Origin of the sequence: Nonomuraea sp. NPDC049725, from assembly GCF_040674795.1 — a bacterium.
In the GTDB taxonomy this organism is placed as follows: Bacteria; Actinomycetota; Actinomycetes; order Streptosporangiales; family Streptosporangiaceae; genus Nonomuraea; species Nonomuraea ceibae.
Genome location: NZ_JBFANJ010000020.1, coordinates 149,104 through 175,727, shown reverse-complemented (window position 1 = coordinate 175,727; position 26,624 = coordinate 149,104). Strand labels below are relative to the sequence as shown.

The 26,624-nt window shown below is 72.9% G+C and carries 21 protein-coding genes; 10 read left to right on the top strand and 11 right to left on the bottom strand.

From position 1 onward, the window contains the following. The first annotated feature begins 1,214 nt into the window (after positions 1-1,214). Together AB0J53_RS38360 and AB0J53_RS38355 are read left to right on the top strand one after the other, a co-directional pair. The gene (locus AB0J53_RS38360) at positions 1,215-2,219 is read left to right on the top strand and encodes a hypothetical protein (protein WP_364181555.1); all 1,005 of its coding nucleotides are present in this window, start codon (positions 1,215-1,217) and stop codon (positions 2,217-2,219) included. Positions 2,220-2,292: 73 nt separating this feature from the next. Then, entirely contained in the window at positions 2,293-3,279 is a 987-nt protein-coding gene (locus AB0J53_RS38355) for a helix-turn-helix transcriptional regulator (RefSeq protein WP_219508749.1), read from the top strand. Between the two features lie 143 nt (positions 3,280-3,422). Here the strand turns inward: AB0J53_RS38355 and AB0J53_RS38350 are convergent, their stop codons facing one another. Further along, a complete protein-coding gene (locus AB0J53_RS38350; RefSeq protein WP_219508748.1) occupies positions 3,423-3,734 on the bottom strand; it encodes a hypothetical protein in 312 nt (103 codons plus the stop codon). A 301-nt stretch (positions 3,735-4,035) separates the two neighbouring features. Between AB0J53_RS38350 and AB0J53_RS38345 the strand changes: the two genes are divergently transcribed. The 4 genes from AB0J53_RS38345 to AB0J53_RS38330 all read left to right on the top strand — a co-directional run bounded on the left by AB0J53_RS38345 (position 4,036) and on the right by AB0J53_RS38330 (position 7,625). Beyond that, positions 4,036-5,577 carry an acyl-CoA carboxylase subunit beta gene (locus tag AB0J53_RS38345; RefSeq protein ID WP_246645795.1) on the top strand — a complete coding sequence of 514 codons (1,542 nt, stop codon included), beginning with the start codon at positions 4,036-4,038 and terminating at the stop codon, positions 5,575-5,577. 205 nt (positions 5,578-5,782) lie between these two features. Next, positions 5,783-6,076 carry a hypothetical protein gene (locus tag AB0J53_RS38340; RefSeq protein ID WP_219508747.1) on the top strand — a complete coding sequence of 98 codons (294 nt, stop codon included), beginning with the start codon at positions 5,783-5,785 and terminating at the stop codon, positions 6,074-6,076. Continuing rightward, positions 6,073-6,843, top strand: coding sequence for a 4'-phosphopantetheinyl transferase superfamily protein (locus tag AB0J53_RS38335; RefSeq protein WP_219508746.1), 771 nt, complete (start codon positions 6,073-6,075; stop codon positions 6,841-6,843). The genes AB0J53_RS38340 and AB0J53_RS38335 overlap by 4 nt, the downstream gene beginning before the upstream one ends. Before the next feature lie 56 nt (positions 6,844-6,899). Further along, positions 6,900-7,625 (top strand): alpha/beta hydrolase, encoded by a 726-nt coding sequence (locus AB0J53_RS38330; RefSeq protein ID WP_219508745.1) that lies wholly within the window; start codon positions 6,900-6,902, stop codon positions 7,623-7,625. Positions 7,626-7,627: 2 nt separating this feature from the next. Here AB0J53_RS38330 and AB0J53_RS38325 read toward each other — a convergent pair whose 3' ends face one another. Together AB0J53_RS38325 and AB0J53_RS38320 are read right to left on the bottom strand one after the other, a co-directional pair. Further along, positions 7,628-8,053, bottom strand: a complete 426-nt coding sequence (locus AB0J53_RS38325; protein WP_364181548.1) for a hypothetical protein — start codon at positions 8,051-8,053, stop codon at positions 7,628-7,630. A gap of 26 nt (positions 8,054-8,079) precedes the next feature. After that, positions 8,080-8,631 carry a hypothetical protein gene (locus tag AB0J53_RS38320; protein ID WP_364181545.1) on the bottom strand — a complete coding sequence of 184 codons (552 nt, stop codon included), beginning with the start codon at positions 8,629-8,631 and terminating at the stop codon, positions 8,080-8,082. Positions 8,632-8,894: 263 nt separating this feature from the next. Between AB0J53_RS38320 and AB0J53_RS38315 the strand changes: the two genes are divergently transcribed. Further along, entirely contained in the window at positions 8,895-9,884 is a 990-nt protein-coding gene (locus AB0J53_RS38315; RefSeq protein WP_364181541.1) for an alpha/beta hydrolase, read from the top strand. Between the two features lie 103 nt (positions 9,885-9,987). Continuing rightward, the gene (locus AB0J53_RS38310) at positions 9,988-11,346 is read left to right on the top strand and encodes an FAD-binding oxidoreductase (RefSeq protein ID WP_364181538.1); all 1,359 of its coding nucleotides are present in this window, start codon (positions 9,988-9,990) and stop codon (positions 11,344-11,346) included. 71 nt (positions 11,347-11,417) lie between these two features. On the opposite strand, the gene asnB is transcribed toward AB0J53_RS38310, so the two are convergent. The 5 genes from asnB to AB0J53_RS38285 all read right to left on the bottom strand — a co-directional run bounded on the left by asnB (position 11,418) and on the right by AB0J53_RS38285 (position 17,813). Continuing rightward, the gene (gene asnB, locus AB0J53_RS38305) at positions 11,418-13,265 is read right to left on the bottom strand and encodes an asparagine synthase (glutamine-hydrolyzing) (RefSeq protein ID WP_364181535.1); all 1,848 of its coding nucleotides are present in this window, start codon (positions 13,263-13,265) and stop codon (positions 11,418-11,420) included. A 2-nt stretch (positions 13,266-13,267) separates the two neighbouring features. Next, entirely contained in the window at positions 13,268-14,482 is a 1,215-nt protein-coding gene (locus AB0J53_RS38300) for a 3-hydroxybenzoate 6-monooxygenase (protein ID WP_364181532.1), read from the bottom strand. Continuing rightward, positions 14,479-16,365 carry an anthranilate synthase family protein gene (locus AB0J53_RS38295; RefSeq protein WP_364181529.1) on the bottom strand — a complete coding sequence of 629 codons (1,887 nt, stop codon included), beginning with the start codon at positions 16,363-16,365 and terminating at the stop codon, positions 14,479-14,481. The genes AB0J53_RS38300 and AB0J53_RS38295 overlap by 4 nt, the downstream gene beginning before the upstream one ends. After that, positions 16,362-16,886, bottom strand: coding sequence for an isochorismatase family protein (locus AB0J53_RS38290; RefSeq protein WP_364181527.1), 525 nt, complete (start codon positions 16,884-16,886; stop codon positions 16,362-16,364). Before AB0J53_RS38290 ends, AB0J53_RS38295 begins: the two co-directional genes overlap by 4 nt. Positions 16,887-17,048: 162 nt before the next feature. Beyond that, complete coding sequence (locus AB0J53_RS38285) at positions 17,049-17,813, bottom strand: 2,3-dihydro-2,3-dihydroxybenzoate dehydrogenase (protein WP_364181524.1); 765 nt, start codon at positions 17,811-17,813, stop codon at positions 17,049-17,051. Positions 17,814-18,070: 257 nt separating this feature from the next. Between AB0J53_RS38285 and AB0J53_RS38280 the strand changes: the two genes are divergently transcribed. Together AB0J53_RS38280 and cmdF are read left to right on the top strand one after the other, a co-directional pair. Next, entirely contained in the window at positions 18,071-21,316 is a 3,246-nt protein-coding gene (locus AB0J53_RS38280; protein ID WP_364181521.1) for a condensation domain-containing protein, read from the top strand. Continuing rightward, a complete protein-coding gene (gene cmdF, locus AB0J53_RS38275) occupies positions 21,309-22,982 on the top strand; it encodes a tyrosine 2,3-aminomutase (protein WP_364181518.1) in 1,674 nt (557 codons plus the stop codon). Before AB0J53_RS38280 ends, cmdF begins: the two co-directional genes overlap by 8 nt. 71 nt (positions 22,983-23,053) lie before the next feature. Here cmdF and AB0J53_RS38270 read toward each other — a convergent pair whose 3' ends face one another. The 3 genes from AB0J53_RS38270 to AB0J53_RS38260 all read right to left on the bottom strand — a co-directional run bounded on the left by AB0J53_RS38270 (position 23,054) and on the right by AB0J53_RS38260 (position 26,521). Next, entirely contained in the window at positions 23,054-24,643 is a 1,590-nt protein-coding gene (locus AB0J53_RS38270) for a 4-hydroxyphenylacetate 3-hydroxylase N-terminal domain-containing protein (protein ID WP_364181516.1), read from the bottom strand. Between the two features lie 10 nt (positions 24,644-24,653). Next, entirely contained in the window at positions 24,654-25,874 is a 1,221-nt protein-coding gene (locus AB0J53_RS38265) for an acyl-CoA dehydrogenase family protein (RefSeq protein WP_357592968.1), read from the bottom strand. A gap of 218 nt (positions 25,875-26,092) precedes the next feature. Further along, a complete protein-coding gene (locus AB0J53_RS38260; RefSeq protein ID WP_364181512.1) occupies positions 26,093-26,521 on the bottom strand; it encodes an enediyne antibiotic chromoprotein in 429 nt (142 codons plus the stop codon). Positions 26,522-26,624 lie beyond the last annotated feature (103 nt).

Here is a 26,624-nt window from a genome sequence, read left to right as displayed (position 1 = left end):
GGCACCCCACCCCCCCCGGGGGCCCCCCCCCCCCGGGGCCCCCCCCCCCCCCCGGGGCGCAGGCCGGCCCGGGGCCTCCACCCCGCCCCGGGCCGCCATACGCCCCGCGCCAGGCGACCGAGACCCAGCCGGGATCTCGCCCGCCCGTCCTCCCGGGCGCCCGGCTCTTGGCGGGTGCCCTGCCCTGGGACCGGGCGAGCCCCCAGCCCAGGCACCCCCGCGCCCTGGGCCGCGCCCGCCCGTACCTTCCCACCCCGGCGAGGGCAGGCGGGGAATTCACCCGCCCGCCCCCCGTACGGTCGCTGGCGGGTGCCCTGCCCAGCGACCGGGCGAGTCCCCGGCCCAGGCGCCCCCGCGCCCCCGTGGGCCGCGCCCGCCCGCACCTCCCCACCCCGGCCAGGGGCAGGCGGGGGATTCACCCGCCCGCCCCGTACGGTCGCTGGTGGGTGCGCTGTCCGGCGACCAGGTGAGCCCCAGGCCAGGCGCGCCCGCGCCCAGCCGCGGCCGCACCCGGGGCAGCCGTGCCGCCGCAACGGCCGGCCCGGTCGCGTGCCGCCGACCACCGCGACGGTCCGCCCGGCCCGCCAGCGCGCCCGCTCGGCCATCCGGCTGGGGCAGGTGGGGGTGCGGAAAGCTGGGGGAATCCGGCCACCCGGCCCGGCCGCTGCCGGCCCGGCGGTCCGGTCGCGCCCCTGACCCGGCGGTCTGGACCGTTCGGACGTCCGGCCCGCCAGCGTGCCCGGACGCCCGGGCGTTCGGCTGGGCAGGTGAGGGGCGGGGTGCGGAGAGACGGGGAGTCGGCCGCCTGGATGCGCCGTCCACCCACCCGCCGCCCCTCACGCCGCCCGCCTGCCACGCCCGCCGCCCGCTACGCCCGCCGCCCGCTACGCGCCACAACCGCCAGCCGCTACGCCGGGCAACCCCGGGCAACCCGCCGCTAGGTTGCCAGGGTTCGGGGTGGGGGCGGGGGTTTGGGGGGCTTCTTGCCGATTGCTGGATGGGCCCCGGGGCGTTGACGGTCGGGCCGGGCCGCGATTGTACTGGGCATGAGCCGGTGTCCGGAGGATCGCCCCGATGCCGGCCGGTGGGGAAGCTCGGCCCGCGGTCCGCCCATCGCCGGACCCCCTCCGTATCCGCCGGCACGAGGCGGCCGCGGTGCCGGAGGCCCCACGCCGGGGCTGCCCCGGCATGGGACTGAGTGCGGAGGAGACACGATGGCACCCACGCCCGCGGGTTCGCGTCCGGCGTCAGCGGTGCCAGGGGTGGTGGCGGAGGTGGCCGACTGCCTCGGAGGCGCCGTGCATCTGGCGTACGCGCAGGTTGACGGCCTGGACGTGGTCGTCGCCGGTTTCTCCCGTTACGAGGAGCGCACCAGGTCGCGGGCCGTCGCGCGCGCGGGCGCCCTGGACGAGCTGCGCCGGATGCCGTACGGGAGCGAGGCCGGCAGGGGCAGGGAGTTGCGGCTGGCGGACTTCATGGCCGGGGCGCCGGAGCCGGTGGGGGCGGCGGTGGCCGGGACGGGCCTGGTGAGCGGGAACCGCTACCGGGTGCCGGCGGAGGTCGTGTGGCTGGGGGAGCGCGAGACGCGGGTGGAGCCGGTCATGAGCGGCGTGGTGGACCTCGGCGTCTCCGAGGCGATCGCCGAGGTCGTGGCGCACGATGTCGTGGCGCGCTGGTGGGCCGCTCCGGGCGAGCAGCAGTTGCTGCGCGTCTCGGCGCAGCTGGACCGGCTGCTGCCGGGCGGGGTGATGGCGGCGGCGCGGGGGCTGGGGTTGCGGGTGTCGGCGTTCGCGCTGGCGGCGCCGGACGTGCGGGCCGCGCTGGTGATGGTCGGCGGTGAGGGCGCCACGCTGGGCGTCGCGGCGGGCCGTACGGTGCGGAGCGCGGTGGGGGAGGCGTTCCTGCGGGCGATGGCGGCCAAGGCGCAGCCGTGGGCGGGGCTCTCGCCGGCGGATTCGCTGCGCCGGTTCGCGGTCTGGAACCATGAGGCGGACTACGCCGCGCATCTGGAGCGCCTGGCGGTCGACGCCGAGCCGTGGCTGGTGGACGAGCCGGGGGATCTGCGGCCGTCGAGCTGGCCGGAGATCGCCGCCCGCAGGTTCGGGCAGGAGCCGGTGGCCGTCGAGTCACGCAGGGCGGAGGCGGTCGTGAAGGTCGTGTGCCCGGGGGCCGCGTGTTACGGCGCGGCTCCCGCGAGGCTGCCCTGTCCCGTGCCGTAGGGGCCGGTTCCGCACGGCGCAAGAGAATCGGCGCCGGCCGAATGCCGATAATCGCATGTATAGGGAGGCGGCCATGGACCTCACAGTCATCGGTATCACTCCCGAACTGGAGGAGATCTACCGCTACTTCCTTCGGCATCGGGGCGAGGGCGTCGGATCGTTGCCGGAGAGCCTGTCCATGGATCCCGACACGGTCGAGGCGGCCGTGGAGCGGCTGGGTCAGCTCCACATGCTGGACCTGACCGACCGGCACCGGGTCGTGGCCACGGAGCCGCGTGTCGCGATCGAGCGGCTGGTGGAGAAGCGGCTGGACGAGCTGAACGCGGAGATCCGCCGGGTGTTCGCCGCGCGTGACGCCATCGCGGGCTTCCTGGAGGACATGCAGGAGGGCGAGCGTACTGGTGCGGCGCTGGACATCGAGCGGGTGGAGAACGGCGCGCGGGTCCGGCAGCGGCTGGACGATCTCGCGTTCTTCTCCTACAAGGAGACGCTCTGCCTGCACCCGGGCGGCCCGTTCACCAAGGTGATGATCGACTCGGCGCTGCCGCTGGACACGCGGAGCCTGCGCCGGGGCCTGTCGATCAAGGAGATCTTCCACCCGTCGGCGCTGGAGGACCCGCACATGGTGTCGTACCTGCGCGAGCTGATCAGTCTCGGCGGCGAGGTGCGCATCACCGAGCAGCCGATGGACCGCATGCTCATGTACGACCGCAGTGTCGCGGTGGTCCCGATCGACCCGAAGCAGAACTCCAAGGGCGCGCTGCTCGTACGGGAGCCGGGCCTGGTGTCGCAGCTCGTCATCTATTTCGAGGGCCTGTGGAACTCGGCGGTGGACCTGCGCACCTACATCGACCCGCCGGAGGAGGAGCCGATGCTGACGGAGATGGAGCAGCGGGTCCTGGAGGTGATGGCCACGGCGGACAAGGACGAGATCGCGGCCCGGGAGCTCGACGTGTCGGTGCGCACCTACCGGCGCTACGTCGCGGACCTGATGGCCCGGCTGGGCGCGGTGAACCGTTTCCAGGCGGCGCTGCGCGCCAAGGAGGAGAACTGGATCTGATCCGCCTTTTCTTTTCGCGTGCCTCACGGGCACAGCGTGAACCCCGCGGCCGGTGGCCGCGGGGTTCTTTTGTGAATTCTCGTGGTTCATCTCTCCTTTCCGGATGTTCAAAGTGTGCGGAACAATCGGGGGGCCTTTCCGGGTCAGGCGCTCGGCCAGGTGTTGGGGTCGGGGGTGGGGGTGGTCGGGGGCACCGGCCAGGTGTTGCCGGGGTCGTCGGCGGCGACCGGGGCGGGCCAGGTGTTGCCGGGGCCGTCAGTGGGGGTGGGCGTGGGGGCCGGGACGGGCCAGGTGTTGCCCGGGTCGTCGTCGGCGACGGCCACGGTCCCGTTCAGGGTGCTCAGCGACTCAAGGGCGGCGGAGCCGGCGGTCAAGGTGGCCCCCGCGGCGACGATCACGATGGCCCACTTCGCAATGTTGTCGGTAACCGTCTTGAAAATCGTCGTCTCAGCCATCACTCTGCCTCTTTCTTATTTAGTGTTTTGTGTTTTTCGTGTTTCCCTTTCGCACTTCCAACTTTGCGCTGCGGCAAGCCCCGGAACCAGGCTTCCGGCGGGCAGCAAGCTGCACGCGGGTTTCCGCTTCCTGCCACGCGCCGGGGCTCCCCGCACTGCAGGAGGTGACAGGAAACGGCCACTGACCATTGACTGGAGGCACTGACGAGGGAGGGAAATCATGAGCATCTCGGAACTCGACATCGCCGCGATGCCGTCCGTGGAGGCCCTTGACGAGGCGGTTCAGGCGCCGCCCCCGTCCATGAACCGGTTGCGCGAGGAGCATGGGCGCCTGCGTGAGGAGGTCGCGGAGGGCCGCCCGCAGGCGGTGGCCCGGCAGCGTTCGCTGGGCAAGCGGACCGCCCGTGAGCGGCTGGAGCTGCTGCTCGACGAGGGGTCCTTTCTCGAACTGGACATGTTGCGCCGGCATCGCGCGCAGGGTCTCGGCATGGAACGGCAGCGCCCGCACACGGACGGGGTGATCGCCGGCTCCGGCACGATCGACGGTCGCCGGGTCTTCGTCTACGCGCAGGACTTCACCGTGTTCGGCGGCTCGCTGGGCGAGGCGCACGCGTTGAAGATCCAGAAGGTGATGGACCTGGCGCTGTCCACCGGCTCCCCGTTCATCGGCCTGAACGACAGCGGCGGCGCCAGGATCCAGGAAGGCGTGATGTCGCTCAACGGCTATGGCGGCATCTTCCAGCGGAACGTCGCGGCGTCGGGCGTCATCCCGCAGATCAACGTCATCCTCGGCCCGTGCGCGGGCGGCGCGGCCTACTCGGCGGCGCTGGCGGACTTCACGTTCATGGTCCGGGACACGGCGCAGCTCTACCTGACGGGCCCGGACGTGGTGGAGGCGGTCACGGGCGAGCGCGTCTCGCACGCGCAGCTCGGCGGCGCGCCGGTGCACGCGACCCGCTCGGGCCTGGCCGCGTTCGTGCACGACGACGAGGAGAGCTGCCTGGCCGAGGTGCGCCACCTGGTGTCGATGCTGCCGAGCAACAACATGAGCCGTCCGCCGTCGCTGCCCTCGCGCGGCGCGTCCGACGACGTGCGGCCCCGCCTGGCGGAGATCGTGCCCGTCGAGCCGAACAAGCCGTACGACATGCGGCGGGTGCTGGCGGAGCTGGTGGACGACGGCGACTTCCTGGAGGTGCACCGCGCCTGGGCGCCGAACGTGATCTGCGCGTTCGCCAGGATCGACGGCGAGGTGGTGGGCGTCGTCGGCAATCAGCCGATGGTGCTCGCGGGCGTGCTGGACGTGAACGCCTCGCAGAAGGCGGCGCGCTTCGTCCGGCTGTGCGACGCCTTCGGCATCCCGCTGGTGACGCTCGTGGACGTGCCCGGCTTCCTGCCGGGCACCGACCAGGAGCACGCCGGCGCCATCCGGCACGGCGCCAAGCTCCTGTACGCCTACTGCGAGGCGACGGTGCCGCGCGTCCAGGTCATCATCAGGAAGGCGTACGGCGGCGCGTACATCGTGATGGACTCCCGCTCCATCGGCACGGACCTGTCACTGGCGTGGCCCACGAACGAGATCGCGGTGATGGGCGCGGAGGGCGCGGTGAACGTCATCTACCGCAAGGAGCTGGCCGGCGCGAGCGATCCGGGCATGCTGCGCGCGGACCTGGTGGCCCGCTACAGGAGCGAGCTCGTGCATCCCACGTACGCGGCCGAGCGCGGGCTGGTCGACGACGTGATCGACCCCGTGGACACGCGGGCGGCCGTGGCGCGCGGGCTGGCCATGCTGCGCGACAAGCGCAAGCACCCGACGCCGCGCAAGCACGGGAACGTGCCCCTGTAGAGGGCCCCTGGAGAGGCGAGGGGAGCCCCGCAGGCCGCCGCCTGCGGGGCTTTCGCGTGTCCTGGGGGCCCCGTTGACAGCATGCGGCTGCCCACCTGCAGCTTCCTGACTCCGCGAGCCCTGGCCCGGTTGTCGCGCCTGTCCCACAGTGGGAAGTGCGAGAACGAAGGACCATCGCCAGGAGGAGGACGGAGACCCAGGAATCATGCTGATCCAGCTGACGATGCGCAAGGTCGACGGGCTTCCCGTCCCCGGCTCGCCGGTCGACGGGATCCGGATCATGGCGCTGCTGCCGAGCCGCTGGCACAAGGACCTCACGCAGGCCACCGGGGACATCGTCATCCGCGTGCGCCCCGACGAGCCCACGACGAGCGCCCAGGTGCGGGACGTGGTCGCCGAGGTCCTCACCAATCCCGAGATCGACCACTGGGAGCTGGTGACCTGCCGGACGCTGCTCACGAGGAACCCCGAAGAGGACGCCGAAGGAGGATACCGATGATCGCTTCCCTGCTGGCCCCCGGAGAATGCCGTGTCTGGTGGGCCACTCCCGGACACCGGAGCGTGGAGACGCTGTCCGCGGTGCTCAGCGAACCCGAGCTGGAGCGGGCCGCCAGGTTCCGCCGCGACCCCGACCGCCGCCGTTTCCTGACCGGGGCCTGGTTGCTGCGCAACGCGGCGGCCACCCAGCTCGGGGTGCGCCCGGAGGACGTGGTGGTCGACCGGAGCTGCGCGGACTGCGCCAGGCACCACGGCAAGCCGTACATCAGGATGTCGGGTCGCCGCCTGCACGTTTCGGTCTCCCACTCGGGCGACCGGGTGGCGGTGGCGCTGACGGGCGTGGGAGCGCTGGGCGTGGACGTCGAGGCGGTGCCTTCGGAGCCCGTGGACGACCTGGCCCGGTGCGCCCTGACCCCGCACGAGTTGAAGGCCCTGGACGCGCTGCCGCCGGATGAGCGTTATGAGGCGTTCGCCAGGGTGTGGACGCGCAAGGAGGCGGCGCTCAAGGCCACCGGGCACGGCCTGCGCGTCTCCCCGGGCAAGCTTGAGGTCACCGGCCCCGAGGAGCCGCCTGAGCTGCTGAGCTGGCCGCTGGAGATCCCGCCGCGTGACATCAGGTTCGTCGACCTGGACCCCGGTGACGGGTACGTGGCGGTGGTGGCGCTGATCGCCGGCGATCAGCGCGTGCACGTCGTGCAGTCCCTGGTGGCCGGTCAGCCGGTGGCCGCCCCGCCGCCCGCCCGTGAGCGCGTGCTGGTCGCCGCCTGAGCGGTGGACACCGTGGCCGGGCTTCTGTCAGATGAGGAAGAAGGAGGTGACCTCCGGTGAAGCGAGGGTTCGTCCTGATCCCGGGCCCCTGGATGGGGGCCTGGGCGTGGGAGCCGGTCGCCAGGCGGCTGCGGGCGCGCGGGCACGAGGCCCGCGCGGTCACCCTGCGCGGCCTGGCTGGCGGCGAGGACGACGTGTCCGACGTCGGCCTGGAGACGCACGTACGCGACGTGCTGGCGCTGCTGGAGTCGGACGACCTGCGCGACGTGGTGCTCGTCGGCCACAGCTACTCCGGCCTGGTGGCCGGGCAGGTGGCCGACCGGGCGCGCGAGCGGGTCGCGCACACCGTGTTCGTGGAGGCGTTCCTGCCGCACGACGGCAGGTCGATGCTGCACGCGTTCCCGGAGCGCCAGCGGACCCAGGAGTTGCGGCTCATCGCCGACAACGAGGGCCGCTGGCCCGCCCCGGACGCGACGATCGTGGGGGAGGGGCAGGGGCTGACCACGACGCAGGCGCGCTGGCTGGCCGGGCGCCTCGTCGGGCACCCCGGCCGCACGATCGCCGAGCCGGCCACGCTGACCCGGCCGCTGGAGCGGCAGCGGGCCAGCTACGTCGTCTGCAGCCTGGACCATTTCGCCGGGCGGCTCTCGGCGGACGTGACGGCCATGCGGTCGGTGCCGTCCTGGGACTTCCACACGCTGGAGACCGGCCACTGGCCGATGGTCTCCGCGCCGGGTCCGCTGGCCGCGCTGCTGGCCCGCATCGCCGCCCGCGACTCGTGACCCTAGGAGACGCGGGCGGGCTCGCGCCGGAACGCCCGGCGGAGCGGCCCCCCGTACAGCCAGAGCAGGATGCCCAGCCCACTCACGATCATGAGCGCGGTGAACACCCACTCGTTCGAGCCGCCGGGGCCGTAGACGCGGCCGGGCAGGCCGATGTCCACCGCCCGCACCGGGGACCCGGCCCGGTTGGAGTAGCGGTCGCTGCCGTACAGCTCGACGCCGGCCCGGTCCGAGGAGCCGTCGCCGGAGCGGAACTCACCCGTCCACACGCACGACTCGTGCCCCGGATGCACGATGCAGATCAGCTCGCGCGGGGTGAACGTGCCGGCGACGCCGTCGGCCCTGGCCGCGCGGACGGCCGTGCCGGCGTTCGGCACGGCCAGGTAGAGGAGGAAGACCGCCACCAGGGTCAGGACGACGGTGAACATGCGGGAGCGTGGACGCCGGGCCATCGTCACGCGGGGGCCACGGCGCAGGCGCACCGCATGGCGGAACGCTCGGCCGGGCGGGGGTGGCGGTGCAGGAGCATCGCGACGACCATCGGCGCGAACACCAGCGCGTTGTAGAACAGGTGCAGCTCCACGCGCGGCACGAGGAGCTGGATGAGGCTCGTCGGCACCGGCCGACCGGCCAGGTTGCTGCCGGAGATCGCCTGCAGGAGCAGGATCAGGTGCTCCAGGTGGTGCCAGACCTGGATGCCGAGCGAGACGTTCCACCACACGCGGGACCGCCCGGTGAAGCCGCGCCGCAGCATGATCAGCCCGACGAGCATGAGCAGCGCGTACCCGTAGTGCATCCACTCGGAGGTGACGAGCCACGGGAAGGGCACGCCGAGCACGCCGCGCGCCTCGGGCAGCGGCCAGCCCAGCACGTAGATCTGGATGGCCTGGACGACGTGCTCGGCCCAGTGGGCCAGGACGATGAGCAGGTAGACGGCCAGCGCGGCCCGGTGATGCCGGGTGTTCAGGCCGGTGAGCAGCCCTGGGGTTGCGGCGTTCGTGACCATGAGCGGGACCTCGCTTCTCGGAGTGGTGGGTCGCGTCGCGGTACCGAGCTTCGTTCGGCGCTCCGGAGGCCGCACCTTTGGCCGTGCGGACTTCGCGATGTACCGCAATCCAGGAGATGCGGGCGCCGCCGTACACCGTGAGTATGAGGCGGTGAAAGCACGCTGACCACCCACTGGTCGCCGGGGCCGCCACGCTTGCGGGAGGGTGGCGGCTCCTTCTTCCGTCCGCCCGTCCTCCCGCGCCGTCGGAAGGAAAGCACGACATGACGCCAGCAGGAACGTGGGGCAGGAGGCTGGTGCGCGTCGTCGCGTCCGCAGCCCTGGCCGTGGTGCTGATCGCCACGACCGCCACCGCGTCGTCAGGCGAGGACGAGCAGGCCGGGAGCCTGCCCGGCTTCACCCACGGCCGGGTCGCCGTCGAGGGCGGCTCCGTCCACTACGTCAAGGGCGGGTCGGGGCCGGCGCTGCTGCTCCTGCACGGCTGGCCGCAGACGTGGCAGATGTGGCGCGACGTCATGCCCGAGCTGGCCCGCCAGCACACCGTCATCGCCATGGACCTGCCCGGCCTGGGCACCTCGTCCATCCCCGGCGGCGGCTACGACAAGGTCACCACCGCGCACCGGATCCGCGAGGCCGTGCGCGCGCTCGGCTTCACCAAGGTCGGCATCATCGGCCACGACCTGGGCGTCCTGGTCGCCTACCCGTACGCGCGGGACTTCCCGGCCGAGGTGAGCCGGCTCGTGATGATCGAGAGCCCGCTGCCCGGCTTCGGGCTGGAGGACCTGTACGGGGTGAGCTTCCACTTCAAGTTCAACTCCGCCCCGGCCCCGATCCCCGAGCGGATCATGGACGACGAGGACGTGCCCACCTACCTCGGCATGATCTTCGACTTCAGCCACCGCAAGGACGCTGTCAGTCGCGAAACCTACTATCGCGCGTATGCCTCCGACGCCAGGCGCACGGCGGGGTACGAGTACTACCGCGCCTTCGCCGCCGACGCCGCCGACAACCGGGCCAACGCCGGCCGGAGGCTCGCCATGCCGGTCGCGGCCGTGGGCGGCCAGCACTCCTTCGGCCCCGGCGTCGCCGCCTCGTTCGCCCAGGTGGCCGACGACGTGCGCACCGTGGTCGCGCCCGATTCCGGGCACTTCGTCCCCGAGGAGAACCCGGAGTTCCTGGCCGGGTGCGCGCTCCTGTTCTTCGGCCCGGCGGGCACGACCCCCGGTCCCGGGCTCGGCGACTGTGCCCCCTGACATCCCAGGGCCGCCTGACACCCCAGGCCCGTCGCGGTCCCCGTCCCCGGATCCGGGGGCGGGGCCGCCGCATGACCACACCCCGACAGGAGGGAAGGCTGACATGAGCCAGCAATACGCGCATCAGCGCCTGTCCCCGCCAGGCGTCTCGGCAGAGAACGAGCGGGAGGCGGTGCGGCGGCTGCGCCGCGACGTCGAGGGGGCCGTCCTGGTCCCGTTCGAGGCCGCCTACGAACGCGAGCGGCAGGCGCCCTACTCCGACATCGACCCCAGGCCCGTCGCCGTCGTGATGGCGAGCGGCCCGGCCGACGTCCGCACCGCGCTCACCACCGCGCGCGAGCACGACCTGCCCTTCGCCGTCCAGGGCACCGGGCACGGCACCCACGCCGCCTCCGACGGCGGCGTCCTCGTCAAGACCACGCAGCTGGCCGGCGTCCTGGTCGACCCGGTGCGCCAGGTGGCCCGCGTCGGCGCCGGCGCCGTGTGGGAGCAGGTGATCGCCGCCGCCGCGCCGCTCGGCCTGGCGCCGCTGGCCGGGTCCCATCAGACGGTCGGCGTGGCCGGCTACACGCTGGGCGGCGGTCTCGGCTGGCTGTCGCGCCGGTACGGGTTCGCCGCCGACAGCGTGCTGCGCGCCGAGGTGGTCACCGCGGACGGCCGGCTGCTCACGGCGAGCGCCGACAGCCACCCCGACCTGTTCTGGGCCATGCGCGGCGGCGGCGGCAACTTCGGCGTGGTCACCTCGCTGGAGTTCCGGCTCCACCCGGTCGCGCGGGTGTTCGCCGGGGCGGCGTTCTTCCCCGGCGACCGGGCCGCCGACCTGCTCGCCCGCTACCGCGACTGGATCGACGGCGCGCCCGACGCGCTCAGCACCGCGATCCTGCTCACCCGGCTGCCGCACGACCGGCGGGTGCCCGCCGCGCTGCGGGGCAGGCCGGGCGCGGTCGTCCAGGTCATGTACGACGGGCCGGGCGAGGAGGCCGGGCGGCTGCTCGCGCCGCTGTTCGAGGCGGCGGGGCCGCCGCTGCTGGAGACGTTCCGGACCGGCGCGTTCGGCGAGATGGACATGGGCGGCACCGGCCCCGCGCACGTCAACCTGCTCGACTCGCTGCCCGACGAGGTGATCGAGGTCCTGGTGTCGGCGGCGACCCGGCCGGGCTCGCCGGTCTCCGGCGTGGAGATCCGCCACTGGGGCGGCGCGCTGGGCCGCCCCGGCCCGCACGCCGGCCCGATCGGGCACCGCTCGACGCGGCTCAGCGCCATCCTCGACGCCAGGCTGCCGGAGGTGGAGGCGGTGATGCGCCCCCACACGGGCGGGCGCGCGTTCCTCAACTTCCTGCACGACCCGGGCAACGCCGTGGCGGCCTACGACCCGGCCGACCACCGCAGGCTGCGCGAGGTGAAGCGGGCCTACGACCCGGACAACGTCTTCCGGCTGAACTACAACATCCCGCCCGCCTGAGCCCCGGGCGGCAGCGAGCCGCCCGGGCCGGTGACCGGCCCGGGCGGCTCTCGCGTGCGTCGCGGCCCGGCTCACAGCTCGACGCGGACGTCGTACAGGGTGACCCAGGTGTTGAACTCGATCAGCCGCTCGATGACGGCGCGGGCGCTCCACGGGCCGCCCATGCTGTAGGCGCCGGGCGGCGCGTCCAGCAGGGTGCGGATCTCCGCCTCCGACGCCAGCAGCAGCGCCGGGCCGCCGTCGGCCAGGATGCCGGCCAGCTTCTCGCGCAGCGCCTCCTCGTAGCCGGTGTCCTGGGTGGACGGGTACGGGTTCTTCTTCCTGTCGAGCACCGAGTCGGGCAGCACGCCCCGCATGGCGGCCCGCAGCAGGCTCTTCTCCCGGCCGTCGAAGTTCTTCATCGCCCACGGCGTGTTGTACACGTACTCGACCAGCGTGTGGTCGGTGAACGGGACCCGCACCTCCAGGCTGGCGGCCATGCTGATGCGGTCCTTGCGGTCGAGCAGGAAGTTCTCCCACCGGGTGAGGTTGAGGTAGGTCAGCTCGCGCATGCGCGCCTCCAGCCCGCTCTCGCCGGGCAGCCTCGGCACCTCCTCCAGCGCCTCGGCGTAGCGCCGCTTGACGTACTCCTCCAGGCCGAGCCGGTCCCACAGGCCGATGTCGCGCAGCGCGCCGATGCCGCCGGCCTTCCTGAACGGCGAATGCCAGGGGAAGGTGTCGGACTGGACCGCGTCCTCGTCGTGGAACCAGGTGTAGCCGCCGAACAGCTCGTCGGCCGCCTCGCCCGACAGCGCGACCGTCATCTCCCGCTTCAGCGCGCGGCACAGCACGAGCAGCGAGTACTCCATGTCGCCGGTCGACACCGGCAGGTCCTGGGCGCGCAGCACCGACCGCCTGACCTCCGGGTCGAGGATCTCGGCGTTGTCCAGCTCGACGATGATGTGCTCGGCGCCGACGTGCTCGGCCACCTCGACCGCGAACGGCGTGTCCGGGTCCTCCCACTGCACGTTCGCCTGGAAGCGCGACTCGTGGCCCTTGAAGTCCACCGAGAACGCCTTGAGCGGCTCGCCGGCGCCCTTGCGGGCGATCGCGGCGGCGGCCAGCGCGGTGATCGCGCTGGAGTCGAGGCCGCCCGACAGCAGCGTGCCCACGGGCACGTCGGCGACGAGCTGGCGGTCCACGATCTCCGACAGCAGCCGCCGCACGGTGGCGATCGTGGTGTCCAGGTCGTCGGTGTGCGGGCGGGCCCGCAGCCGCCAGTAGCGGTGCTCGCTGCGGCCCTCGCGCGACAGGCGCAGCACGGTGGCCGGGCGCACCTCGTGCATGCCGCGGAAGACGCCGTGGCCGGGCGTCTTGACGATCGTGAAGATCTCCCGCAGCCCGTCGGCGTCGATGACCGCCTCGGCCTCGTCGTGCGCCAGGATCGTCTTCGGCTCCGAGCCGAACAGCACCCCGTCGGGCGTCGGGTAGTAGTAGAGCGGCTTGACGCCCATCCGGTCGCGCACCAGCAGCAGCTCCTCGGTGCGCGGGTCCCAGATGGCCAGCGCGAAGATGCCGTCGAGCCGGTCGGCGAAGTCCTCGCCCCACTCCAGGTAGGCGCGCAGCACCACCTCGGAGTCGCTGGCGGTGCGGAACTCGTGGCCCAGCCCGCGCAGCTCCTCGCGCAGCTCGCGGTAGTTGTAGACCTCCCCGTTGTAGGTCATGACCGGCAGGCCGTCGTCGCCGGCCGCCATCGGCTGCCTGCCGCCCTCCAGGTCGATGATCGCCAGCCTCCGGTGGCCGAGCGCCGCGCGGGCGCAGGTCCACACGCCGCCCGCGTCGGGGCCCCGGTACTCCAGCGTCGCCGTCATCGCCGTGATCGTGTCCCGTTCGCCGGTCAGATCGCGGTCGTAGCTCACCCATCCTGCGATGCCGCACATGGTCAGTTCGTCCTTTCGATGGTCTCGGTGAAGTCGCGGGCGCCGTGCAGCCACGCGACCTTGTCGTGCAGCTCGTCCTCGGAGAGGGCGGACAGCATCCGGTTCCTGGCGAGCGCGTCGGCGCCGGCCGGGTGGTAGAGGCGGGCGCCCATCTCGCGCGAGACGAGCTGGGTCCTGGCCGTGCGGTCCCGGCGGGCCGCGTTGTACTTCTCGAACCGCTGCGGGAACTCGGCGGGGCCGCAGTCGGCCAGCTCGCCCAGCGTCACCGCGTCCTCCAGCGCCATGCACGCGCCCTGGGCGGCGTACTGGAGCATCGGGTGGGCGGCGTCGCCGAGCAGCACCACCCGGCCGTCGGCCCAGTCGGGCACCGGGTCGCGGTCGCACAGCACCCACTCGCGCCACTGGGCGCCGAGCTCCAGCAGCCGCCTGGCGGTCTCGCCCAGCTCGGGGAAGGCGCCCAGCACCCGCTCGCGCACGGCCGGCCGGCCCGTCACCACGGCGGCGGCGCCGTCGTCGCGGGTGGCGGCCAGGTTGAGGAACTCGCCGCCGCCGATCGGGTAGTGCACGAAGTGCCAGCGCGGCCCCGCCCACAGCGTGACGGTGTTCCAGCGCAGGTCGGCGGGCACCCGGTCCATCGGGATGACCGAACGGAAGATCGTGTGCCCCGACACGCGCGGCCCGCCGTCGCCGACCAGCCGCGCCCGGATCATCGAGTGCAGCCCGTCGGCCCCGACGAGCGCGTCGCCCGGCACCCGCCGCCCGTCGCCGAGCAGCGCCCGCACGCCGCCCGCGTCCTGCTCGTAGCCGGTGACGTGGCTGCCGCCGCGCAGCTCGACCAGCGGGTGCTCGCGGCAGGCGGCCAGCAGCGGCCCGTACAGGTCCACCCGCTGCACGACCGCGTACGGGTTGCCGAAGCGGGCCCGGTAGCGGCCGGTGAGCGGCATGCTGGCCACCCGCTCACCGGTGGTGCCGTCCATGAAGCGCAGCTCGTCGATGTAGACGGCCAGCTCGCGCACCGCCTGCCCGACCCCGAGCCGGTCCAGCGCGGTGAAGCCGTTGGGGCCGATCTGGATGCCGGCGCCGAGCTCGCTGAACTCGTCGCGGCGCTCCAGGACCACCGCCCGGTGGCCCTGGCCGGCCAGGCCGAGCGCGGCGGCGAGCCCGCCGATGCCGCCCCCGGCGACGAGCACGGTCGCCGTCCTCGTCCGCCCGCTCATCGCCGCACCGGCGTCCGGTCGAGCACCGACAGCAGGGCGTCGCGCAGGATGCCGACCCCGTCGGCGGTGAGCACCGACTCGGCGTGGAACTGCATGGAGGCGAACCGGGGCCCGCGCAAGGCGTGCACCTCGCCCGTCTCCGGGTCGCGGCTGACCGCGACGGTCCCCGTCAGTCCGGCGGGCTCGATCTCGTCGGCCGGGGCGTGCGCGGCGAAGGTGTTGTAGAAGCCGACCCTGGCCCGGCGGCCGAACAGGTCGATCACCCGCTGCACGCCCTGGTTGGGCACCTTCCTGCGGCGCAGCGGCAGGCCGAGCGCGCCGCTGAGCACCTGGTGGCTCAGGCACACGGCCAGGAACGGGGCGCCGGAGCCGAGCAGCCGCCCGACCGCGTCCCGCAGGTGCGCGATCTTGGGGTGGGCCAGGTCGGCCGGGTCGCCCGGCCCGGGCCCGAGCACCACCAGGTCGTGGCCGTCCAGCGTGTACGGCTCGTCGAAGCGGCGCACGCTCACCTGGAGGCCCAGCGAGCGGAGCTGGTGGCCGATCATCGAGGTGAACGTGTCCTCGGCGTCCACCACCAGCACCCGCAGGCCGATCAGGTCGGGCGTCCAGAACGTCCGCTCGCCCTGCTCCTGCCGCCAGAACCCGGAGATGCCGTCGTTGCGCCCCTCCAGCGCGCCGCGCACGTCGGGGTGCTCGGCCAGCGGCTCCGGCGGCTCGGCGCACAGCGCGTCGAGCAGCCCGGCCGCCTTCGCCGCGGTCTCGGCCACCTCCGACTCCGGGTCGGAGTGCCTGACGAGGGTCGAGCCGACGCCGATGCGGACCCGCCCGGCGGCGTCGATGTCGGCGGTGCGGATGAGGATCGAGGAGTCGAGCGTCCGCCGGCCCGCCCCGTCGCTGCCGATCAGCGCCGCCACGCCGCTGTAGTAGCCGCGTCCCTCCTTCTCGTAGCGGCCGATCACCCGGCAGGCGCTCTCCAGCGGGCTGCCGGTGACGGTCGGCGCGAACAGGGTCTCGCGCAGGATCTCCCGCACGTCGCGGGTGGTCTCGCCCTCGATGTAGTACTCGGTGTGCGCGAGCCTGGCCATCTCCCTCAGGTACGGCCCCGACAGCCGGCCGCCCGACTCGCAGATCCGGGCCATCATCTTGAGCTCCTCGTCGACCACCATGTAGAGCTCGTCGGCCTCCTTCTTGTCGCTGAGGAAGTCCATGAGCGCGCCGACGGTCGGCCCGGACGGGGGGTAGCGGTAGGTGCCGCTGATCGGGTTCATCACCGCGACGCCGTCGTCGACGCTGATGTGCCGCTCGGGCGAGGCGCCGACGAACGTCCGCTCGCCGGTGTGGATGACGAACGTCCAGTACGTGCCCGTCTCCCGGGTGGCCAGCCGGCGGAACAGCGTGAGGGCGGCGGCCGGGGTGTAGTCGGTGATGTCGGCCAGGAACGAGCGCTTGATGACGAAGTTGGCGCCCTCGCCCCGGCCGATCTCGTCGTCGATGACGGCCCGCACCACGGCCGCGTAGTCCTCGTCGGAGGTGTCGACCGTGCGCTCGCGGGTGCGGATCGGCCGGTCGGGGATGCGCGCCAGCGCGGCGGGCAGCGGCAGGCTGCCGTGGCCGGTGACGGTCATCGCGACGAGCGGCGCGCCGTCGTCGCGCGCCTCGAAGCCGCGCTCGGCGATCTGCCGGTACGGGATGAGCGTCAGCAGCTCGGGGCCCTCGGCGCCGGGCTCGTCGGGCAGCGGGAGCTCGGCCAGCGTGGCGACCGTGGACACCTCGCCGACCAGCACGTCCAGCATGCCCTCGCGGCCGGCGCCCGGCCGGTGCAGCAGCGCGAACGGGGGCGGCACGGGGGACAGGACGTCGTCCAGGAGCCGTTCGGCGCTCATGGCCGCCCTCCTCGCGCGAGATCGGTCAGGAGCTCCTTGGTCGTGGCGACCATGCCGCACCGCCCGGCCACGTACCGCAGCGTCATGAGGTGGTCCTCGGCGGTGAAGTCGGCGACGGCGTCGGCCACCAGGAACGGCTGGACGTCGTGGGAGTAGGCGTCCACGGCCGTCATCAGCACGCCGATGTGCGCGTACACCCCCGAGATGATCAACTGGTCGCGCCCGCTGTCACGTAGCATCCACAGCAGCGGCGACTGGTGGAAGGCGCTGTAGCGCCGTTTGACGATGATCCAGTCGTCCGGCCCGGGCGCCACCGGGTCCACGACGCCGCGATGCTCCGCGCCGGTGGTCATGCCGGGGCCCCAGAAGTCCCTGAGCAGTCCCCGCTGCCGGTCGGACATCCCGCCGGGCTGCGTGGTGTAGGCGACGGGGATGCCGACGGCGGCGCACCGCTCGCGCAGCGCGGCCGCGTTCCTGACGAGATCCGTCACCGGGGCCTCGCCCGCGGGAAAGGCATCCAAGAAGAAATGCTGCATGTCGTGCAACAGGAGAACGGCCCGCTCCGGGGAAACGGTCCACCGCGCCGTGTTGGCCGGTAGTTCGCCGGAGTCCGGCATCGGATAAGGCGTAATAGCAGGAATCCCGATCATTGTTGCCTCAATCTGGTTGTGCGATGAAGAAATTCAGGCGCCCAGTGCGGCGCCCCCGTCCACCGTCAGGTGCTGAAGCGTGATGTGGCTCGCCTTTTCGGAGAGCAGGAATGCGACCGTGTGCGCGATGTCGGCCGGGCTGGCGACCTTCCCGAGGGGGATGCCGGTGCGGTAGGCGCGCGGCTTGCCCTCGATCGACGAGCGCAGGGCCCGGCCGTGGTCGCTCCACAGCGCCGAGAGCATCGGGGTGTCGACCGAGCCCGGCGTCACCACGTTGCAGCGGATCCCGTACCCGGCCACCTCCAGGCCCAGGGACTTCGTGAACGCCGTGGCCGCGGCCTTGGAGGCGGCGTAGGCGGCCATGTCGGCGCGGGCGACCAGCGCCGCGTTGGAGGCGACGGTGACGACCGCGCCCGCCCGCCGCGGCACCATCCGGGACACGACCGCCCTGGAGACGTGGAAGACGCCGTCGACGTTGACCCCGAACGTGGCCGCCCAGTCGGCGTCCGACATCGTCACCGCCCGGCCGGTGCGCAGCACCCCCGCGGCGTTGACCAGCTTGGTGACCGGCCCGAGCAGCCGCTCGGCCGCCTCGACCACCGCCTCCACCTGGGCGCTGGAGGCGACGTCCACGGGGAACGCCGCCACCCGCAGCCCGTCGGCCTCCAGCTTCCCGGCCAGCTCCCTCAGCCCGGCCTCGTCCCGGTCCAGGGCGGCCACCGCGATGCCCTCCTCTCCCAGCGTCCGCGCGATCGCCGCCCCGATGCCGCCGGCGGCCCCGGTGACCAGCGCCACCATCAGGAGCTCCCGGCGGAGAATCGCGTCAAATGAATGTGCATGATGAACTCAGCCGCCTTTCCCCGCACAATTGCCGAGGTGCGGGCCTGTCAATTTCCGGGTCTTTCTCTTACGTAAGAGACTGCGATCGGGGATGACCCGGAACAAGGCGGGAGCGTGGCAGCAAGTTGTCTTCCCGGCGCTGTTTCCTGCCAGCCCGGAGCAACGCAGCACGTCAAGAGATGCCCCAGGGGGCGGCCCGAGCTGACGATGTCGTGGTGAGGAAGTCCGGTGTCAAGAGAGCGGCGACCTCGTGGCTGCAGGACCAGGCATGGTTCCTGCAGAAACTGGTCCCGGATTCACCCGCCTACACGATGCTCCGCGCCTACCGAACGACCGGCGAACTCGACGTGCCCGCGCTCCGCGCCGCCTGGCGGGGGGTCGTGCTGCGGCACGAGATCCTGCGCACCACGCTCGTGGACGACGGCGGGCTGCCCGTGCAGGAGATCGCCGGCGACTGCCACCCGCGCGCCTTCACCGAGCTCGACGCCTCCGGCGCCACGGCCGAGCAGCTCTGCGCCGACCTCGCGCGCACCCCGCTCGACCTGGAGGACGGCCCGCTCGCGCAGCTCACCGTGGCCCGGCCGGCCGACGGCGGCCACCTGCTCGTGCTGCGGCTGCACGAGGCCGTCGCCGACGAGTGGTCGCTCCCCACGCTGCTCGACGAGCTCTCCGACGGCTACGCCGACCAGCGGGTGCCGCCGCCGCCCGAGGGGCTCCAGTACGCCTCCTACGCCCGCTGGCAGCGCGACCAGGGGCACACGCCCGAGTTCCACGGGCTGCTGCGCTGGTGGACCGGGCACCTGACGCCGCCGCCCGCCTCCCCGGCGCCGCCCGCCGACCGGCCCCGCCCCGACGGGCCGTCCTTCGGCGGCGGGGCGGTCCCCTTCACCTGGGCGCCCGCGCTCGGGCAGGCCGTCGCCGAGCTGTCCCGCGAGGAACGGGTCAGCGCCCCCGCGGTGCTGCTGGCCGCGTTCCTGTGCCTGCTGCGCCGCCACAGCGGCGAGGACCGGGTGGCCGTCGGCGCCCCCGTCAACCTGCGGCCCGCGGTGCGCACCGGCGCGCTCGTCGGCCCGTTCCGCAACCACGTGGTGCTGTGCGCCGACCTGTCCGGCGGGATCACGTTCCGGCAGGCGGTGCGCCGGGTGGCCAAGGCCGTGGCGCACGCCTACCAGCGCCGGATCGTCCCCTACGACCGGCTGGTGCAGGCGCTGCGGCTGGAGCGGGACCCGCGCCGGATGCCGCTGTGCGACGTGCTGTTCGACTACCGCGACGAGGCCGAGCCGCTGCCCGTCCTGGGCGACGCCGAGGTGCGCCCGGTGCGGCCGCGCGCGGGCTCGGCCAGGACCGACCTGTGCCTCACGGTCGAGCACGTCGGCTCCGGCCTCACCGGGGAGCTGACCTACCGCGACAGCCTGTACGAGGACGAGTCCGCCGGGCAGCTTCTCGACCAGCTCCGCACGTTCCTGGCCATCGCCCTGCGCGCCCCGGACCTGCCCGCCGACCAGATCCCGCTGGAGGACTACGCCCGCACCCGCGCCCGGGTGCGCGAGGCCGACCGGACCGGGGTGCTCGACCCGCTGCTGCCGTCCGTGCCCGAGCTCGTGCGCGCCCGCGCCACCCGCACCCCGGACGCGGTCGCGGTGGACTGGCCGGACGCCGCGCTGACCTTCCGCGAGCTGGACGCGCGCGCCTCGGCCGTCATCACCGCCCTGCGCGCGCTGCCCGCCGACGCGCCCCCCGGAGAAGCCGCCGGGTCCACCGCCGGGCCTGCCACGGAATCCGCCGCCGGGCCTCTCGGGGACGCCTCCGTGGTCGTCCGGATGGCGCCGGGCCCCGCCCAGGTCGCCGCCGTGCTCGGCACGCTCGGCGCCGGCGCCAGGCTCACCTGCCTGGCCACCGGCGACGCGGGAGAGCGGGGCAAGGCCGTGCTCGCCGAGCTGCGGCCCGCCTGCGTGCTCACCGAGGGCCGGTCCGACGACCTGATCCGCTGGTACGAGAACGAGCTCGGCGGAACCGTCGTCGACGTCACCGCACTCGGCGTCCCCGCCCGCCCGGCCGCCCTGGTCACCCCCATGACCACCGCGCCCGCCTACGTCGCCTACACCTCCGGCTCGACCGGCAGGCCCAAGGGCATCATCCAGTCGCACGGCAGCCTCGCCCAGTTCGCCACCTGGCTGGCCACCGAGTTCCGGATGCGGCCGGGCGCCCGCGTCGCCCAGTGGGCCGCGCCCGGCTACGACGCCGCGCTCGTCGAGACGTTCGCCGCGCTGACCGGCGGCGCGACGCTCTGCCCGGTCCCCGAGCGGATCAGGGCGAACCCGGAGAAGCTGGCCGCCTGGCTCGCCGACGAGCGCATCACGCTGCTGCAGACCGTGCCGAGCTTCGCGCGCAAGCTCCTCGACGCGATCACCGCCGACGGCGCCGGCCGCTCGCTCTCGCTCGGCTGCCTGCTGCTCGCCGGTGAGCCGCTGCCCGGCGAGCTGGCCGCCGACCTGCGCGCGGCCCTGCCCGCCGTCCGGCTGGCGAACCTGTACGGCGCCACCGAGACGATCCTGGCCACCTGGTACGAGGTGACCGGCCCGGTGCCCGGCATGACGCCGATCGGCACGTCCATCCCCGGCCGCCAGGTCGTCGTGCTGGACGACTGGGACCGGCCCTGCCCGCCCGGCGTCACCGGGCACCTGGTGGTCAGGAGCCCGTACGTCGCGCTCGGCTACGCGGGCGCGGGCGCCGACACGCGGCCCTTCGAGCCCGTCTACCACCTCCAGGCGTGCGGGTCCGGCTTCGGCCGCTTCTACCGCACCGGCGACCTCGGCCGCCTGCGGTGGGACGGCCTGCTGGAGTTCCGCGGGCGCGGCGACTCCCAGATCAAGTTCCACGGCACCCGCGTCGAGCTGGCCGAGGTCGAGGACGCGCTGAACCGGAACGAGGCGGTCGCCGAGTGCGCGGTCGTCCCGGTCAGCGGCCCCGACGGCTGGGTCACCCGCCTGGTCGCCTACGTCGTGCCGAACCGCACGGCGGCGGGCGAGGCGGAGGTGCGGGCCGCCGACCTGCGGGCCACGCTGCGCGCCCGGTTCGGCAAGAGCACGCTGCCCCTGTCGGTCAGGACGGTCGGCGCGCTGCCCCGCAACGTCGGCGGCAAGATCGACCGGCGGATGCTGCCGGCGCTGCCCGCCGGCGGCGCGAACCGGAGCGCGCGGACGCCGGCCGAGCTCGAACTGGCCGCCATCTGGTCAGACGTCCTGGGCGCCGAGCCGGACGGCGACGGGGACCCCTTCTTCGCGGTGGGCGGGCACTCGCTCATGGTGCCCCGCCTGCTCGATCGCGTGCGTGACAGGTTCGGCGTGGAGATCCCCCTGTGGGAGTTCTTCGCCAACCCCACCCTGAACGGCCTGGCCGCTCAGGTCAGCGCGCACGCGCTTTCCGCTGATGCTGTCAACCAATCTATGGCGGGTGAGTGATGTGACACTGGTGGAGACCTCGACGTCAGTCGACTTCGATGGGGAGAACCTGGATGTCCCGACAGTACGGCTGATCGCCGAGAACCAGGTCACCTGCGGCGTCGCCCCGTCCGCCCTGGCCAAGGTCGCGGCCAACCGGCGGCTGTTCGAGGACGTCATCGCACGTGGCATCCCCGTGTACGGCGTGACGACCGGCTACGGCGAGATGATCTACATGCTCGTCGACACCTCCAACGAGATCCAGCTCCAGACCAACCTCGTCCGCAGCCACTGCGCCGGCGTCGGCCCGATCTTCGCCGAGGACGAGGCTCGGGCGGTTCTCACGGCCCGGCTCAACGCCCTGTCCAAGGGCTACTCGGCGGTCCGGCCCGAACTGCTCGAACGCATGGCGCTCTACCTCAACCTCGGCATCACGCCCGCCATCCCCGAGATCGGGTCGCTGGGCGCCAGCGGCGACCTCGCGCCGCTGGCGCACGTCGCCTCGACGCTCATCGGCGAGGGGTACGTGCTGCGCGACGGCCGCCGCACCGAGACCGGGCCGGTGCTGCGCGAGCTCGGCATCGAGCCGCTGCAACTGCGGTTCAAGGAGGGCCTGGCGCTCATCAACGGCACCTCGGCGATGACCGGGCTCGGCTGCCTGCTCGTCACCCGGGCGCTCGACCAGGTCCGGCAGGCCGAGATCGTCACCGCGCTGATCTGCGAGGTGCTGCAGGGCTCGACCAGCCCGTTCGTGGCCGACGGGCACGACATCGCCCGCCCCCACCAGGGGCAGATCGACGTCGCCGCCAACATGCGCGCCCTGCTCAGCGGCAGCGGCCTGGCCGTGGAGCACAGCGAGCTGCGCCAGGCGCTCAGCGTCGACCCGCTGCGCCTGTCGATCCTGCGCGACCGGGAGCCGCCGCGCCGCCGCAAGGACGGCGACGCGCCCGAGCACGGCGTCCACCGGACCGAGGTCTACCTGCAGAAGGCGTACACGCTGCGGGCCATCCCGCAGGTCGTCGGCGCCGTCCGCGACACGGTCTACCACGCCGCCGCCACGCTGCGCACCGAGCTCAACTCCTCCAACGACAACCCCCTAGTCTTCGAGGGCAAGGAGGTCTTCCACGGCGCCAACTTCCACGGCCAGCCGGTCGCCTTCGTCATGGACTACCTGACGATCGCGCTCACCCAGCTCGGCGTCTTCTCCGAGCGGCGCACCAACCGGCTGCTGAACCGCCACCTCAGCAACGGCCTGCCCGAGTTCCTCGTCGCCGGCGACCCCGGCCTCAACAGCGGGTTCGCCGGAGCCCAGTACCCCGCCACCGCCCTGGTCGCGGAGAACCGGACGATCGGCCCGGCCAGCACCCAGAGCGTGCCGTCCAACGGCGACAACCAGGACGTCGTCAGCATGGGCCTGATCGCCGCCCGCAACGCCCGCCGGGTGCTGCAGAACAACAGCAGGATCCTCGCGGTGGAGTTCCTGTCCGCCGCCCAGGCCGTGGACCTGTCGGGCCGCGCGGACCGGCTCAGCCCGGCCGGGCGGGCCACGTACGAGCGGGTCCGCTCGCTCGTGCCGGTCCTGGAGGCGGACCGGTACATGGCCGACGACATCGAGCTGGTGGCCTCGGCGATCTCACGGGGCGAGTTCCTGGACGCGGTCGTCCAGGCCGACGTCGCCCTCCGCTAGACCCGCTGGACCCCGTACGCGAAGCGCCCCCGGGAGGTGATCCCGGGGGCGCTTTCTCGCGGGCTAGGCGCTCAGTGGCGCAGGCCGTTCTTCGCCTGGCGCAGGTGCTCGAAGGAGGACAGGTCGGGCGCCGTCCAGCCGTCCAGGTCGTACTCGCTCAGGCACTGGTCGACGAACGCCTTGTAGCCGTCCACCTGGCCGCTGGCGGTCTGCGCGGCCAGCAGCTCCACGCGGGTGTTCTCGTGGTTGCCGGCGTAGTTGCGCTCGTACAGCTCGTGCCGGCCGCCGAACTCGGTGCCCACGGCGTCCCAGAGCAGCTTCATCACCTTGATCCGCTCGACCGAGTCGATGCCGCCGGAGCCGCGCAGGTACTTGTCCAGGTACGGCCGCACCTCGGGGTTCTTGAAGTCCTCGGCGCTGGAGTTGATGTAGATCAGGCCGCTGGCGATGTCCTGGTGGATGATCTCCTTGACCCGGGGGTAGCCGGTCTGCATGAACCAGCGGTAGGCCAGGCCGTACTCCGGGTTGGGCAGGACCGCGCCGTTGCGCCATTCGACGGGGTTGCGCGCGGCCGCGTCCGACAGGCCCCAGAACAGGTTGCGCCAGGCCAGCACCTCGCCGATGCGGCTCTGCACGCCCCGGAAGTCCTTGGTGCCGGTGATCTCCACGGCCTTGGCCAGCAGGCCCGCGATGAACTCCAGCTTGACCGCCAGGCGGGTGCAGCCGTGGAAGGTGAAGCGCTCGGGGAAGCCGGAGCGGCCGGTGAACAGCTGCACCTTGCCGAGGTGGCCGTAGATGAAGACGTTCTCCCAGGGGATGAGCACCTTGTCCAGGACGAGGATCGTGTCGTTCTCGTCCAGCCGCGACGACAGGGGATAGTCGAACGGGCTGCCCATCACGGTCGCCGCGGCGGTGTAGGACGGCCGGCAGATCAGCTTCAGCCCCGGCGCGTTCATCGGGATGGTCGCCACCAGCGCGAACTTCTTGTCCTTGATCGGCAGGCCGTAGTGGGCGATGAAGTTGTAGTGCGTCAGCGCCGACCCCGTCGCCACCACCTTGGCCCCGCTCACCACGAGCCCGGCGTCGGTCTCCTTCTCCACGTGCACGAACACGTCGGCGACCTCGTCCGGCGGCCGGCTGCGGTCCACCGGCGGGTGCACGATCGCGTGGTTCCAGAACAGGACCTTCTCCTGCGACTCCCGGTACCAGCGCCGCGCGTTGTCGGCGAACGGCTCGTAGAACTCGGCGTTGGCGCCCAGCGTGCCGAGGAAGGCCGCCTTGTAGTCGGGGCTGCGGCCCATCCAGCCGTAGCTCATCCGCGCCCACGCGGCGATGGCGCGCTGGTTGGCCACCAGGTCGTCGGCGCTGCGCGGGGTGGTGAAGAAGCTGTGGGTGAAGCCGTCGCCGCCCGTGTCGGTCGGCACGACGAGGTCGCCGCGCCGCTCCGGGTCGTGCAGCGCGTCGTAGAGCCTGGCGGTCATCCGGATCGGGTTGTGGAACGCCGGGTGCGCGGTCACGTCCGAGACGCGGTCGCCGTACAGGTAGATCGCCCGGTCGTCGCGCAGGCTCTCGACGTACTCGGCGCCGGTCATCGGGCGGGTCTTCGGCCGGCTGTCCGGCCCGGTGTCCGGGATGTGTGGCGCGTCCTGCAAGTCAGTCATGGCAATTCCCCTATTCGAGCCCGAACCGGGCCTTGGCCAGATCGCGTTTGGCGATTTTGGCGAGGTAGGTGGACAGGCCGGCGTGCGTGACGAACATCGACATGTCCCGCCACACCCGCTCGACGCGCTCGCCGGCGCGCACGGCGCTCGAACCCGCCGTGGGGAACAGGTGCGACTCGACCGCCCGCCAGCACAGCGCCACGGCCTCCTGGCAGATCGCCGCCAGCCGCAGCTCGTGCTCGTGGGTGACGGCCGCCGCGCCGCGGGCGCTCGTCTCGCGCCACTGCCGCACCGCGTCCGTGGTCGCGGCCTCGGCCGTGGCGATCAGGCCCGCGGCCTTGCCGTACGTGAGCTGGAAGTCCGGGTCCTCGGTACGGGTCACGATGGGCGGGAACGGCGTCGTGCGGGTCCGCATGAGGTCCTCGTAGGCGTCCAGCGCGCCCTTGGCCATGCCGACCGCCAGCAGCGCGTCCTCCATGACCATGAAGCTGAGCTGCCCGCCGCCGTACTCGGGGCCGTGCAGCTCGCGGCCGGGGGTGCCGCCGGTGACGTCGATCTGGCTCATGTGGTGCTTGAGCACGTAGCGGTCGGGAACCCGGCCGCCGGTGATGCGGATGCTGTGCGAGCCGCTGCCCTTCAGGCCCAGCGCGTGACCCCAGTCGTCGAGCCGGGTCCACTCGCTGCGCGGGGCGATGAACATGATCGGCTCGCCCGACTCGATCAGGGCGTGCCCCATGAAGTGGGTGGCGTACGGCGATCCGGAGCAGTAGCCCCAGGTGCCGTTGATCAGCCAGTCGCCGTCCGGCGTGCGCTCGGCCGTGCCGCCGGGCATCACGGTCGCGGGGCAGATGAACTCCCCGGAGGCGAAGATCTCCTCCTGGGTGCGCTCGTCGAAGATCGTCGCGGCCGGGAGCGCGTGCGCGGCGCCCAGGCAGAACATCCAGCCCGTCGAGGGGCAGCCCCGGGTCAGGTTGATCGCCACGCGGACGAAGGTGTCGATCCCGAACTCGTAGCCGCCGAACCGGCGGGGGACCAGGATGCGGTAGAAGCCCGCTCTGGAGAACTCCTCGTGGACGTCCTCGGCGTAGAACGTGCGCCGCTCGGTCTCGGCCTGGCGCTCGGCCAGCGCGGGAATCATGGCCTCCGCCCTGGCGACCACGTCCTCGGGGGTGAGTCCGGGCTCCGGCGGTTCGGCGAGGCGGTGCTCGAAAACAGTGGTGTCGACACCCATCGCTATGCGCGTCCTCACGGTTTCGTGGTCGAATCGGACATGCCGCCAGCGTCACATCCACGATTAGGCCGCGCATCTCCCGGCGTGCTGTTCTGCGCGGGCACGGCGAAGCCCCCGGTTCAGGAAGCATTTTCCCGAACCAGGGGCTTTCGATTTCCGCGTCATTCCGGTGTGTTGGCGGCCGAATTCCTTTCTCCCGGTGGATTACCGCTGGTTTCTCACTTGAAGGAGATGGCCACCTCCCCGAGCACCTGCTCGTTGTTGCCGGCGCCGACGAAGCAGGAGGCCGCCGCGCAGTCCACCGGGCCCACCGGGGTGCCGTCGTAGCCGACGCCGGCGAACTGGCGGTTGAGCTTCAGCGGGATGGTGGCCGAACCGCTCGCGTCGGTGGTGAACGAGGTGGCCGTGCCGCCGTCGCAGGCGGCGCCCGAGGCCGTGTTGGCGCAGGTGGCGATGCCGAACACCGCATTGGGCAGGGCCCCGGTGACGGTCACCGTGGCAGTCGCGCCGTCCGACACGCCGGAGGCCGGCGAGACGGAGAACGACGGGGCCGCGGCGGAGGCCGCCGGGCTGGTGGCGAAGGCCAGGCCGAGCGTGACCGTGGCGGCGAGACCCAGCTTGGCAATCAGACCAGTCTTGCGCGTCATTCTTTACTCCTTTTTCCGGGGCGATTTGTTTCGCCGTCGTGAGTACAACTCTGCGGCATCGGCCGGGCGGGTGCCAGAGGAAATCAATTCAGCAAGCTGCAGT